The 12,933-nt window shown below is 66.6% G+C and carries 9 protein-coding genes; 4 read left to right on the top strand and 5 right to left on the bottom strand.

The window, feature by feature from the left end; genetic code table 11:
- Positions 1 to 109 precede the first annotated feature (109 nt).
- Together QCD70_RS17475 and rpoB are read right to left on the bottom strand one after the other, a co-directional pair.
- Positions 110 to 3,988: a DNA-directed RNA polymerase subunit beta' gene (locus QCD70_RS17475; RefSeq protein ID WP_301218668.1), complete on the bottom strand. Its 3,879-nt coding sequence runs from the start codon at positions 3,986 to 3,988 to the stop codon at positions 110 to 112.
- A 48-nt stretch (positions 3,989 to 4,036) separates the two neighbouring features.
- Entirely contained in the window at positions 4,037 to 7,525 is a 3,489-nt protein-coding gene (gene rpoB / locus QCD70_RS17470; RefSeq protein WP_055927022.1) for a DNA-directed RNA polymerase subunit beta, read from the bottom strand.
- A gap of 288 nt (positions 7,526 to 7,813) precedes the next feature.
- Here rpoB and QCD70_RS17465 point away from each other — a divergent pair, with 288 nt between their 5' ends.
- The 4 genes from QCD70_RS17465 to QCD70_RS17450 all read left to right on the top strand — a co-directional run bounded on the left by QCD70_RS17465 (position 7,814) and on the right by QCD70_RS17450 (position 11,044).
- Complete coding sequence (locus tag QCD70_RS17465; protein WP_301218666.1) at positions 7,814 to 8,704, top strand: spermidine synthase; 891 nt, start codon at positions 7,814 to 7,816, stop codon at positions 8,702 to 8,704.
- A 25-nt stretch (positions 8,705 to 8,729) separates the two neighbouring features.
- Entirely contained in the window at positions 8,730 to 9,902 is a 1,173-nt protein-coding gene (locus tag QCD70_RS17460) for a PQQ-dependent sugar dehydrogenase (protein ID WP_301218664.1), read from the top strand.
- A gap of 76 nt (positions 9,903 to 9,978) precedes the next feature.
- Positions 9,979 to 10,494, top strand: coding sequence for a hypothetical protein (locus QCD70_RS17455; protein WP_235497163.1), 516 nt, complete (start codon positions 9,979 to 9,981; stop codon positions 10,492 to 10,494).
- 58 nt (positions 10,495 to 10,552) lie between these two features.
- Positions 10,553 to 11,044 carry a SprT-like domain-containing protein gene (locus QCD70_RS17450; protein ID WP_301218661.1) on the top strand — a complete coding sequence of 164 codons (492 nt, stop codon included), beginning with the start codon at positions 10,553 to 10,555 and terminating at the stop codon, positions 11,042 to 11,044.
- Between the two features lie 85 nt (positions 11,045 to 11,129).
- Here QCD70_RS17450 and QCD70_RS17445 read toward each other — a convergent pair whose 3' ends face one another.
- The 3 genes from QCD70_RS17445 to QCD70_RS17435 form a co-directional block, all read right to left on the bottom strand.
- Positions 11,130 to 11,720, bottom strand: a complete 591-nt coding sequence (locus QCD70_RS17445) for a DJ-1/PfpI family protein (protein WP_301218659.1) — start codon at positions 11,718 to 11,720, stop codon at positions 11,130 to 11,132.
- 136 nt (positions 11,721 to 11,856) lie between these two features.
- Positions 11,857 to 12,468 (bottom strand): HD domain-containing protein, encoded by a 612-nt coding sequence (locus tag QCD70_RS17440; RefSeq protein ID WP_301218657.1) that lies wholly within the window; start codon positions 12,466 to 12,468, stop codon positions 11,857 to 11,859.
- A 137-nt stretch (positions 12,469 to 12,605) separates the two neighbouring features.
- Entirely contained in the window at positions 12,606 to 12,908 is a 303-nt protein-coding gene (locus tag QCD70_RS17435) for a DUF427 domain-containing protein (protein ID WP_301218655.1), read from the bottom strand.
- Positions 12,909 to 12,933: the final 25 nt, after the last annotated feature.

Below are 12,933 nucleotides of genomic sequence, written 5' to 3'. Positions count from 1 at the left end.
CCCGGTGCAATACCGGACCCAGGCCCTCGCGGCCTAGACTTTCAATTGGCCAGTCCAGCAATCCGGGACCAGTCCAAACGGTGAGGGGCTCTTCTCTTAGGGCTGCCTGCTAGTTGTAGGTGCCCGGGGTGTAGTCGTCGCTCGAGAAGCTGTCGAAGTCGACGAACGACAGGTCGGCCTCTGAGAACGACGCGTCATCGGTGAAGATGCGGTTCGGGTAACGCTCCGCCTTCGCCTCATCGGTCGCCTCGACGGCGACGTCGCGGTAACGCGGCAGTCCCGTTCCGGCGGGGATGAGCTTACCGATGATGACGTTCTCCTTCAGACCCATCAGCGGGTCGGACTTGCCCTCCATGGCGGCCTGCGTGAGAACACGCGTGGTCTCCTGGAACGACGCGGCCGACAGCCACGACTCGGTCGCGAGGGACGCCTTGGTGATACCCATGACCTCCTGACGAGCGGATGCCGTCTTCTTGCCCTGGGTGAGCGCCTCGCGGTTGAGCGTGTTGTAACGCGCCCGGTCGACGAGCTCGCCCGGCAGCAGGTCGGTGTCACCGTGCTCGACGACAGTCACCTTGCGGAGCATCTGACGAACGATGACCTCGATGTGCTTGTCGTGGATGGGGACACCCTGCGAGCGGTAGACGCCCTGGACACCGCCGACGAGGTGCTTCTGCACCTCGCGGACACCCTTGACGCGCAGAACCTCTTTCGGGTCCACCGCGCCGATGATGATCTGGTGTCCGAGCTCGACGTGCTGGCCGTCTTCGATGAGAAGCGTCGAACGCTTCAGCACCGGGTAGGCGATCGGCTCGTCGCCGTTGTCGGGGGTCAGGATGACCTTCCGGCTGCGGTCGGTGTCCTCGATGTGCACGCGGCCTGCGGCTTCGGCGATCGGGGACGCACCCTTGGGGGTACGAGCCTCGAACAGCTCCTGCACACGGGGCAGACCCTGCGTGATGTCGTCTGCGGATGCCGAACCACCGGTGTGGAAGGTACGCATCGTCAGCTGGGTTCCGGGCTCACCGATCGACTGGGCCGCGATGATGCCGACGGCCTCGCCGATGTCGACGAGCAGGCCCGTGGCGAGCGAGCGGCCGTAGCAGGCAGCACACACACCGACGGCCGACTCGCACGTGAGGACGGAGCGCACCTTGATGATGTTGACTCCGGCCGCAACCAGCTTGTCGATGAGAACGTCTCCGACGTCGTCGCCGGCCTCGGCCACGACAGTGCCCTTGGCGTCGACGGCGTCAGCGGCGAGCGAACGGGCGAACACCGAGTTCTCGACGTTCGGGTCCTTGGTCCACTTGCCGTCGGCACCCTCGATCGCGATCGGAAGATCGAGACCCTTGGTGGTGCCGCAGTCGTCTTCACGGATGATGACGTCCTGCGACACGTCGACGAGACGACGCGTGAGGTAACCCGAGTCGGCCGTACGGAGGGCCGTGTCGGCCAGACCCTTGCGGGCACCGTGCGTCGCGATGAAGTACTCGGCGACCGAGAGTCCCTCGCGGTAGCTCGAGATGATCGGGCGAGGGATGATCTCACCCTTCGGGTTGTTCACGAGGCCTCGCATACCGGCGATGTTGCGCACCTGCAGCCAGTTACCACGAGCACCGGACGTGACCATACGGTTGATGGTGTTGTCCTTCGGGAAGTTGTCGCGCATGGCCTGCGCGACCTCTTCGGTCGCCTTCGTCCAGATCTGGATGAGCTCCTGGCGACGCTCGAGGTCGGTCGTGAGACCCTTCTCGAACTGGCCCTGAACCTTGGCGGCCTGCTTCTCGTAACCCTGGACGATCTCGCGCTTGTTCGGCGGAGTCAGGATGTCGGAGAGCGCCACGGTGACACCCGAACGGCTGGCCCAGTAGAAGCCGGCGTCCTTGATGCGGTCGAGCGATGCGGCGACCTCGACCTTGGGGTAGCGCTCGGCGAGGTCGTTGACGATCTCCGAGAGCTGGCCCTTGTCGGCCACGGCCTGGATGTACGGGTAGTCGGCCGGAAGCGCCTCGTTGAAGAGGGCGCGACCCAGCGTGGTCTCGACGATGACAGGGCCGTCGACGTAGTCGGCCGGGCCCTCGTTCTCGCCGAAGTGCACGTCGTGCAGACGGATCTTCACGGGTGCGTTGAGGTCGAGCGACTTCTGGTCGTGCGCCAGGATCGCCTCGGCGACGGAGGAGAACGCGCGGCCTTCGCCGATCGCCCCTTCCTTCACCGTGGTGAGGTGGTGCAGACCGATGATCATGTCCTGGGTGGGCAGGGTCACCGGGCGACCGTCGGACGGCTTCAGGATGTTGTTCGACGCGAGCATCAGGATGCGCGCCTCGGCCTGGGCCTCGACCGACAGCGGCAGGTGCACGGCCATCTGGTCGCCGTCGAAGTCGGCGTTGAACGCCGCACAGACGAGCGGGTGCAGCTGGATGGCCTTGCCCTCGACGAGCTGAGGCTCGAAGGCCTGGATGCCCAGACGGTGCAGCGTCGGTGCGCGGTTCAGCAGAACGGGGCGCTCGCGGATGATCTCCTCGAGCACGTCCCACACCTGCGGACGGCTGCGCTCGACCATGCGCTTCGCGGCCTTGATGTTCTGAGCGTGGCTCAGATCGATCAGGCGCTTGATCACGAACGGCTTGAACAGCTCCAGGGCCATCTGCTTGGGCAGACCGCACTGGTGCAGCTTGAGCTGCGGACCGACGATGATGACCGAACGACCGGAGTAGTCGACGCGCTTTCCGAGCAGGTTCTGGCGGAAACGACCCTGCTTTCCCTTGAGCATGTCGCTCAGGGACTTCAGGGCGCGGTTGCCGGTACCCGTGACGGGGCGTCCACGGCGACCGTTGTCGAACAGGGCGTCGACGGCCTCCTGCAGCATGCGCTTCTCGTTGTTCACGATGATCTCGGGGGCTCCGAGGTCGAGCAGGCGGCGCAGACGGTTGTTGCGGTTGATGACACGACGGTAGAGGTCGTTCAGGTCGCTCGTTGCGAAGCGGCCACCGTCGAGCTGCACCATCGGGCGCAGCTCGGGCGGGATCACCGGAACGACATCGAGGACCATGGCGGCCGGCGAGTTGCCGGTGGCCAGGAACGACGACACCACGCGCAGGCGCTTGATGGCACGGATCTTCTTCTGGCCCTTGCCCTCGGCGATCTGCAGGTGGAGGTTCTCACCCTCGGTCACCAGGTCGAAGGCCTCGAGGCGCTTCTTGATGGCCTCGGCACCCATGTAGGCGCTGAAGTACTGGCCGTAGCGGTCCTGGAGCTCGTGGAAGACGGCGTCCTCAGGCTTGAGCTCGCCGACCTTGAGGCTGCGGAAGTCCTCCCACACACGCTCGAGCTGACCGATCTGCTCGTCGTACGCCTTGCGGGTCTGTCCCATCTCCTTCTCGGCGGAGTCCTTCGTGCGACGCTTCTGGTCGCTCTTGGCTCCTTCGGCCTCGAGGGCCGCGAGGTCGGTCTCGAGCCGCTGGAGGCGGTTCGCGATCGTGGAGTCGCGCTGGTCGGACAGGGTCTTGATCTCGAGACGCAGCTCGTTCTCAAGGCCGGGCATGTCCTCGTGGCGGGCATCCTCGTCGACCGAGATGATCATGTACGCGGCGAAGTAGATGACCTTCTCGAGGTCTTTCGGCGCCATGTCGAGCAGGTAGCCCAAGCGCGACGGAACGCCCTTGAAGTACCAGATGTGGGTGACGGGGGCGGCGAGCTCGATGTGGCCCATACGCTCGCGACGAACCGAGGACTTGGTGACCTCGACGCCGCAGCGCTCGCAGACGATTCCCTTGAATCGCACCCGCTTGTACTTGCCGCAGGAACACTCCCAGTCACGGCTCGGCCCGAAGATCTGCTCTCCGAAGAGACCGTCCTTCTCGGGCTTCAGCGTGCGGTAGTTGATCGTCTCCGGCTTCTTTACCTCACCGTGTGACCACTTGCGAATGTCGTCTGCCGTGGCAAGACCGATTCGCAGTTCGTCAAATGTTGTAACGTCCAGCAATGTTTTCTCTTCTCCTGAAGGTTGCGTCAGCTAAGTAACTAAGCCGGATCAGATGTCGTCGATCGACGACGACTCGAACCGGGTGGAGATGTTGATGCCGAGCTCCTCAGCGGCACGGAAGACCTCGTCGTCCGTGTCACGCAGGCTCACTGCCGTGCCGTCGGCCGAGAGGACCTCGACGTTCAGACACAGCGACTGCATCTCCTTGATGAGCACCTTGAAGCTCTCGGGGATACCGGGCTCCTGGATGTTCTCGCCCTTGACGATCGCCTCGTAGACCTTGACGCGGCCGAGGATGTCGTCGGACTTGATGGTCAGGAGCTCCTGGAGCGCGTACGCGGCTCCATAGGCCTCGAGGGCCCAGACCTCCATCTCACCGAAACGCTGTCCACCGAACTGCGCCTTACCACCCAGCGGCTGCTGCGTGATCATCGAGTAGGGACCCGTCGAACGCGCGTGGATCTTGTCGTCGACGAGGTGGTGCAGCTTCAGGATGTACATGTAACCGACCGAGATGGGCTCGGGGTACGGCTCACCGGAGCGGCCGTCGAAGAGACGCGCCTTTCCGGAGGAACCGATGAGTCGGTCGCCGTCGCGGGTCGGGGTCGTCGAGTCGAGCAGACCGGCGATCTCCTCCTCAAAAGCACCGTCGAACACGGGGGTCGCGACCTTGGTGTTCGGAGCGGCCTTGCGGGCCTGCTCGGGCAGCTCGGCAGCCCACTTGGGCTTGCCTTCGACCTCCCAGCCCTGCTTGGCGATCCAGCCGAGGTGCGTCTCGAGGACCTGGCCGAAGTTCATTCGACCCGGGATTCCCAGCGGGTTCAGCACGATGTCGACGGGGGTACCGTCGGCCAGGAACGGCATGTCCTCGACCGGAAGGATCTTGGAGATGACGCCCTTGTTGCCGTGACGGCCGGCGAGCTTGTCGCCCTCGGTGATCTTGCGCTTCTGGGCGATGTAGACGACAACACGCTGGTTGACGCCCGAGCCCAGCTCGTCGTCGTTCTCTGCCGAGAACTCCTTGACGGCGATGATCGTGCCCTGCTCGCCGTGGGGAACCTTCAGCGACGTGTCGCGGACCTCGCGGCTCTTCTCGTTGAAGATGGCGCGCAGCAGGCGCTCCTCGGCACTGAGCTCGGTCTCGCCCTTGGGCGTGACCTTGCCGACGAGGATGTCGCCGGGGCGGACCTCGGCACCGATGCGGATGATGCCGCGCTCGTCGAGGTCTGCGAGCAGCTCCGGCGAGACGTTGGGGAGGTCACGGGTGATCTCCTCTTTACCCAGCTTGGTGTCGCGCGCGTCGACCTCGTACTCCTCGATGTGGATCGAGGAGAGCACGTCGTCTTTCACCAGGTTCTGGCTCAGGATCATCGCGTCTTCGAAGTTGTAGCCCTCCCACGGCATGAACGCCACGAGGAGGTTCTTGCCGAGCGCGAGCTCGCCGTTCTCGGTGGCGGGACCATCGGCCAGAACCTGGCCGACCTCGACCCGCTCGCCCTCGGCGACGATCACACGGTGGTTGTAGCTGGTGCCCTGGTTGGAGCGGTCGAACTTGCGCAGGTAGTAGTCCTGTGTTCCACCCTCGTCGAGCTGCACGGTGACGACGTCTGCCGAGACCTCGGAGACGACACCCGCCTTGAGCGTGGTGACCACGTCTCCGGCGTCGATGGCCGCGTAGCCCTCCATACCGGTACCCACGAGCGGGCTCTCGCTGCGGAGCAGCGGGACGGCCTGGCGCTGCATGTTCGCACCCATGAGGGCGCGGTTCGCATCGTCGTGCTCGAGGAAGGGGATGAGACTGGTCGCGACCGACACCATCTGGCGCGGCGAGACGTCCATGTAGCCGATGTCCTCGGCCGGGAACAGGTCGACCTCTCCGCCCTTGCGGCGGGCGAGGACGCGCGACTCGGCGAAGCGTGCCTCGCCGGTGAGCGGCGCGTTGGCCTGGGCGACGATGTACTCGTCTTCTTCGCTGGCGGTCAGGTAGTCGATGGTCGCCGTGACCACGCCGTCGACGACGCGACGGTACGGGGTCTCGATGAAACCGAACGAGTTGATGCGCGCGAACGAGGCGAGCGAACCGATCAGACCGATGTTCGGGCCTTCAGGGGTCTCGATGGGGCACATGCGGCCGTAGTGCGACGGGTGAACGTCTCGCACCTCGACACCGGCGCGCTCACGGCTCAGACCACCCGGGCCCAGCGCGGAGAGGCGACGCTTGTGCGTCAGGCCCGCGAGGGGGTTGTTCTGGTCCATGAACTGCGACAGCTGGCTGGTTCCGAAGAACTCCTTGATCGCAGCGACGACGGGGCGCACGTTGATCAGGGTCTGCGGCGTGATGGCCTCGATGTCCTGAGTCGTCATGCGCTCGCGGACGACGCGCTCCATGCGGGACAGACCCGTGCGGACCTGGTTCTGGATGAGCTCGCCGACGGCGCGGATGCGACGGTTTCCGAAGTGGTCGATGTCATCGACGTCGAGACGGATGTCGACCTTCTTGCCCTCGCGGGTGCCGGGGATCGTCGTCTGGTTGTCGTGCAGGGCGACCAGGTACTTGATCGTGGCGATGATGTCCTCGACCGTGAGCACCGAGTTGCTCAGCGCGCTCTCGATGCCGAGCTTGCGGTTGATCTTGTACCGACCGACCTTGGCCAGGTCGTAGCGCTTCGAGTTGAAGTAGAAGTTGTCGAGCAGCGCACGCGCGGCCTCGGCAGCGACCTGCTCGCCCGGACGGAGCTTGCGGTAGATGTCCTTGAGCGCCTCTTCCTTCGTGAGGATCGTGTCCTTCTCGAGGGTGGCCTCGATGGATGCGTATCCCTTGAACTCGGAGAGGATCTCTTCGCTCGTCAGGCCGAGGGCCTTGAGGAAGACGGTGACGCTCTGCTTGCGCTTGCGGTCGATGCGGACGCCGACCTGGTCGCGCTTGTCGATCTCGAACTCGAGCCATGCACCACGGCTCGGGATGATGCGCGAGGAGTAGATGTCCTTGTCGGACGTCTTCTCCTGGGCGCGCTCGAAGTACACACCGGGGCTGCGCACGAGCTGCGAGACGACGACGCGCTCGGTGCCGTTGATGATGAACGTTCCGCGCTCCGTCATGAGCGGGAAGTCGCCCATGAAGACGGTCTGCGTCTTGATCTCACCGGTCTGGTGGTTCATGAACTCGGCCTCGACGTAGAGGGGAGCCGCGTAGGTCTTGCCGCGCTCCTTGCACTCGTCGATCGTGTACTTCTCGGGCTCGAGGAACGGAGCGGTGAAGCTCAGCTGCATCGTCTCTCCGAGGTCCTCGATCGGGGAGATCTCCTCGAAGATCTCCTCGAGTCCCGAGTTGTTGGCGAGATCTTGACGACCGGCCTTCTTCGCCTCGGCGACGCGCTCTTTCCAGATGTCGTTGCCGACGAGCCAGTCGAAGCTCTCGGTCTGCAGGGCGAGCAGATCCGGGACCGTCAGAGTGTCTGTGATCTTCGCGAACGAGAGACGCGATGCGTTTCTCCCGGTCTTGGGTGAGTTGGTGGATGCGTTGCGCGCAGCAGCCAAGGAAATAACCTCCGTGGACCCCGTCGGGTCTCAGTACTGTCGGTTGACTAATAAGGATGTTTCGTTTGCGATCGCACCCGGCTTCGACCTACATTTGTCAAGAAGTTCGGGGATGTAAAACCACGGCTGCCGACCGCGATATGAGGGCATGGTTTTACTGGGAGCGCAAAGGTCAACTATAGGTGAATCCGACGCGCCTGTCCACTGCTTTTCTTGATTAGTTTCTGAATCTCCGGTATAACCGCCCGCTCCGTCGTTCCCCGAGCGTGTCGCAGGGATACTGGAACCATGAGCAGATCCACGCGAGGAGCCGATCGGGCCGAGCCAGGGCATCCGTCGGCCACCCTGGCGAAGAGCGGCTTCCACGCCCGGATCGAGTCCGACCGCTACTCCCCCGGCAGCTTTCTGCTCGTCGTCGACGGCACGCCCCAATCCCACGTCGACCTCGACGACCCCACCCATCTGAACTTCGAGTACGTGCGCCGCATCGGCCACGGCATCGACCTCCTTCGCCCCGAGGGCGACCCGATCACCGCCGTGCACCTCGGTGGCGGCGGCCTCACCCTCCCGCGCTACGTCGCGGCGACGAGGCCCGGCTCGCGGCAGCAGGTCGTCGAGTACGAGAGCGATCTCGTCGATCTCGTGCGCAGGGAGCTGCCGTTGCCCCGCGACGCGCAGATCCGCATCCGGCACGGCGACGCGCGCGAGGTGCTCGCCGCGTTCCCGCCCGGGCTGGTCGGCAACGTCGATCTGTTGGTGGCGGATGTCTTCTCCGGCGCGCGCACGCCGGCCCACGTCACGAGCGCCGAGTTCTACACCCTCGGCCGCACCCTGCTCGCAGGCGACGGCATGATCGCGGTGAACGTCGCCGACGGCGCCGGCCTCGCCTTCGCCCGGGGACAGGCCGCCACCCTGTCGAGCATCTTCGACCACGTGTCGATCGTTCTCGACTCGCAGATGCTGAAGGCCAAGCGTTTCGGCAACGTGGTCATGTTCGGCTCCCGCTCCCCGCTGCCCTTCGAGCGCCTGCCGCGGCTCGTGGCTGGCGACCCCGTCGCATCCAAGGTCGTCACGGGCGCCGAACTGCGCAATTTCATCGCCGGCGCGCCCGTGGTCACCGACCAGACCGCGGTGAAGTCGCCCCCGCCGGGGCGCAGCATCTTCCAGATCAAGCCCTGATCGGGGCGCAGAGGCAGGAGTGACCATGAGCATCCGACGAACCACCTCGGCCCTCGCCGCGAGCGCCGTGGCCCTGCTCGTGCTGGCCGGATGCGAGGCGCCGCGCCCCGAACGCACGGTCGCGACGGCGACACCGTCGGCCACCGCGTCGGCCACGCCGACACCGACGTCCAGCCCCACCCCGACGACTCCCCCGCTCACGGGCGCCTACACGCCCACCGGCGAGCTGACCCCGCTCGCCAACGACCTCGCGGCACCCTGGTCGATCGCGCCCGTCGGCACCGACGGCATCCTGATCTCGGAACGCGACTCGGCGCAGATCGTGCTCGTCGACCCGACCGGCCAGAAGCGGGCGATCGGCGGTGTGGGCGGCGTCGCAGCATCAGGTGAGGGCGGCCTGCTCGGCATCGCGGTGCACGGCGACGGCACCGAGCGACGCCTCTTCGCGTATTTCACGACCGACGGCGACAACCGGGTCGTGTCGTTCCCGCTCACGGGGGCGGGAGCATCCCTCGCGCTCGGGCCGGCCGCCGAGGTCATCACCGGCCTGCCCAAGGCGTCGAACCACAACGGCGGCCGCATCGCCTTCGGTCCCGACGACAAGCTCTACATCACCACGGGCGACGCGAACCAGCGCGAGGGCGCCCAGGACCCTGGCTACCTGGGCGGCAAGATCCTGCGACTGGATGCCTCGGGCTCACTTCCCGCGGACAACCCGATCGCGGGTTCGCCGGTCTACAGCCTCGGCCACCGCAACCCGCAGGGAATCGCGTGGGGCCCGGACGGCACGATGTACGCCGCGGAGTTCGGACAGGACACGTGGGACGAGCTGAACATCATCGTTCCCGGCGCGAACTACGGCTGGCCGACGGTCGAGGGCATCGATTCGTCGGACACCCGATTCGTGGCGCCCATCGCGCAGTGGGGCACCGACGACGCCAGCCCGAGCGGCATCGCGGTGGTCGGCGACACCGTGTTCATGGCCGGGCTCGGCGGCGAGAGGCTGTGGACGATCGACGCGGCCGAGGGCGCCGAGACCCGGGAATTCTTCTCGGGCCGGCTCGGACGCATCCGCGACGTGCACGCGACGGGCGACGGCGGCCTGCTGCTCATCACGAACAACACCGACGGCCGCGGTGAGCCCCGATCGGGGGACGACACGCTGTATCGAGTCACTCTCGCAGCGACCTCCGGATAGGGTTGTTCGCAGCCCGCCGACCGACCCGTTCGGATGCGGGCGCACCACGCGCCGAGCAACGGAGTACCTGACACACGTGAGCATCATCACCGGCTACGACCCCCGCAACCTGAGGGAGAAGATCGACGTCGCTGCAGCATCCGCACGACTCGGCGAGCTGGGCCAGCTGCGCAGCCTCTCGGCCCTCAACGAGAAGGTCGGGCTCTACCGGCTGCTCGGGCGCCTCGACGAGGCGTGGACCGTGGCGAACGAGGCCGTGCGCCACACCCGCTTCTCGGGTGACCGCGAGCAGCTGCTCGGCGCCCGCATCCGTCGCGCCCAGGTGCAGCAGTATCAGGGCAAGCTGCAGGCGGCCCTGTCCGAACTGTCGCTGTGCGTCGACGAGGCGCGGGTGCACGAATGGGGCCCGCTCGAGGCGGCGTCGCAGCTCACCCGCGGCAAGGTGCTCTTCGACCTGGGCGACTACGAGGCGGCCCTGGTCGACTTCAAGGCCACCGTCTTCCTCTACGAGAAGATGGGCGCATCGCTCGACCAGCTCGAGAGCTCGCTCGTGGCCGTCGCGGTGACCGAGTCGTTCCTCTCCGAGTCCTGACCCGTGTCTCGTAGGCCTCGCCGGGGCCGATGTCGCACGCTCGGGTTAAGGTTTCCCCGTGGCTGATCTTGCGAAAGTACGCGTCTGGGCAGACGCCCTCATAGCCCTCCATCTCGATCCCCGGGTGTGGTCGTTCGGGTTCGACAACGCCAAGACGCGTGCGGGGCTGTGCAGCTTCACCACCAAGCGCATCACGGTGTCGCGCTATCTGGCCGCCATCTTCGACGACGACGAGATCCACCAGGTGCTGCTGCACGAGGTCGCGCATGCGATGGCCGGCCACCGGGCGGGGCACGGTCCGTCGTGGAGGCGCATCGCGGCATCCATCGGATACGTGGGGTCTCGCACGCACACCGGCTCGGTTGCCGACGAGCTCGCGCCGTGGGCAGGCACCTGCCCCGCGGGTCACGAGCACTTCCGCTACCGCAAGCCGGCGCGCACGCTCGCGTGCGGCATGTGCTCCAAGCGCTTCGACCCGGCCAACGTCATCACCTGGCAGCGCCGCGAGATCGACCCGGCACGCAGGCGCCAGGCGGCCTCGCGCCTCTAGCGCGATGCGCATCCGCGCCTCTTGGGCGCATCCGCCGCCGGTCGTCTGGCAGCGTACGCACCCGCGGGGCGCAGATGCCCGACGCTCAGACGGGCGGCTGCGGGTCGTACTGGATGCCGCGGCGCACCTCGCGGGCACGTTCGACTCCCGCGAGACGGGCGACCAGATGCAGAGCCATGTCTATGCCCGCCGAGACACCCGACGACGTGATCACGTCGCCGTCGTCGACGAAGCGGTCGTCGGGGCGCACCTCGATGCTCGGGTCGAGTTCGCCGAGCCGCTCGAGCGAACCCCAGTGCGTCGTCGCCGGCCGGCTGCCGAGAATTCCCGCCGCCGCATAGACGAGCGAGCCGGTGCAGACACTGGTCATCAGGGGAACGGCGGCTCGCTGCGCGCGCACCCACTCGATCCGCGCTTCGTCAACGAGGTGCCTGCGAGTGCCGCGCCCGCCCGGATAGATGAGCACCTCAAGGGGCGGTGCGGCATCCACTCGCACATCGGGCAGAATGCGCATGCCCTTGGCACAAGTGACGGGGTCGAGCGAGTCGGCCATCATCAGCACGTCGTACCCGTCCTCGGGATTCGTGCGCGTCCACCACGAGAGCACCTCCCACGGACCGACCGCGTCGAGTTCCTCGACGTCGTCGAACAACAGAATGCCGATGTGCCTGGTCATGGAGACACCCTATCCGCGCCTTCTCGGCTGCCGCGCGCCCCTGCGGTATGCAGCGGGCCGCTGCGGCCAGCGCGGGTGTTCGCGCGCTGCGCGGGGGCCGAACCGGTGCGATGGCCGCGAACTCCCGCGCTCGGCGTCAGAACGCCTCGCTGACCCCCGTGTTGTGCGGGTCGTCGTGGTGTGCGCGCACGAGGCTCGCCGGCCAGGAGTTGCGCGGGGCCTTCTCCGGCCTGCGCAGAGCCTGCTCGAGCACCGCATCGCCCAGGTGCTTCTCCACGTCGAGCCGCGGGTAGGCATCCTCGATCGCGCGCCGCTCGGCCGCCGCGACCGTCTCGAGCCCGAAGTCGCCGCGCACGCCGAGGCGTGTCAGCCGGGTGATGGGCCCGCGGCGCTCGGCTATCTGGGGCGAGGTGTGCAGGGCGATGGCCTCCCAGACCAGGTCGGTCTCGGCGGCGGACATCCCCTCGGCGGTGAGGAAGCGGGCGGCCGCGTCGGCGCCGTCGACCTCGAACCGCAGCTCGCCGTCCGCCTCGTCCGTCGTTCCGATGTCGTGCAGCACGCAGGCGAGGAAGAGCAGATCGGCGTCGAAGTCCTGGCCCGGGGCCAGACCATCGGATGCCGCCACCACGCGGGCGTGCAGGTAGGTGCGGACGCTGTGGTTGGCGATCGAGCGTTCCTCGGTGCGCTGCACCCAGTCGAGCGCGCGGCGCGCGGTGTCTCCGGTGGGCAGCTGCAGGAGTTCCGTCATGCACTCGACGCTAGCCCGTGACCCCTGAGCCAGGTGCCCTGCAACCAGCCAATGTGGCACGAGATTCCGCCGAGTTGCACGAAAACGCCGCCTCACCCGACGGGGAGGCGGCGTTTTCGGGCAACTCGACGAGACGGCTACTCGACGACCTGGACTTCCTTCCAGAACGCGACGTAGTCGCTGAAGTCCTTGCCCACGCGGTCGAACGAGGCGGGGTAGGGCTTCGGGTAGCTCCAGGCGCGGTCCTTGAGGCTCGCACCGCTGTCGCTCACGCTGAAGTACTGGCACTCGCCCTTCCACGGACAGGTGTACGGGGTGTCGCTGGGCGTGAGCAGGTCGAAGTTCACGCTCGACGGGGGAAAGTACCAGTTCCCTTCGATGGCGATCAGATCTTCCTTGGGTGCCTCGGCGATGACGGTGCCGTTGACGACTGCTTTCATGATGAAACCTCCTGCCGCAACGCTA

It is taken from the genome of Agreia sp. PsM10 (genome assembly GCF_030433855.1).
In the GTDB taxonomy this organism is placed as follows: domain Bacteria; phylum Actinomycetota; class Actinomycetes; order Actinomycetales; family Microbacteriaceae; genus Agreia.
The sequence above is the reverse complement of the archived record's forward strand: the minus strand, read 5'-3'. Positions and strand labels throughout refer to the sequence as shown.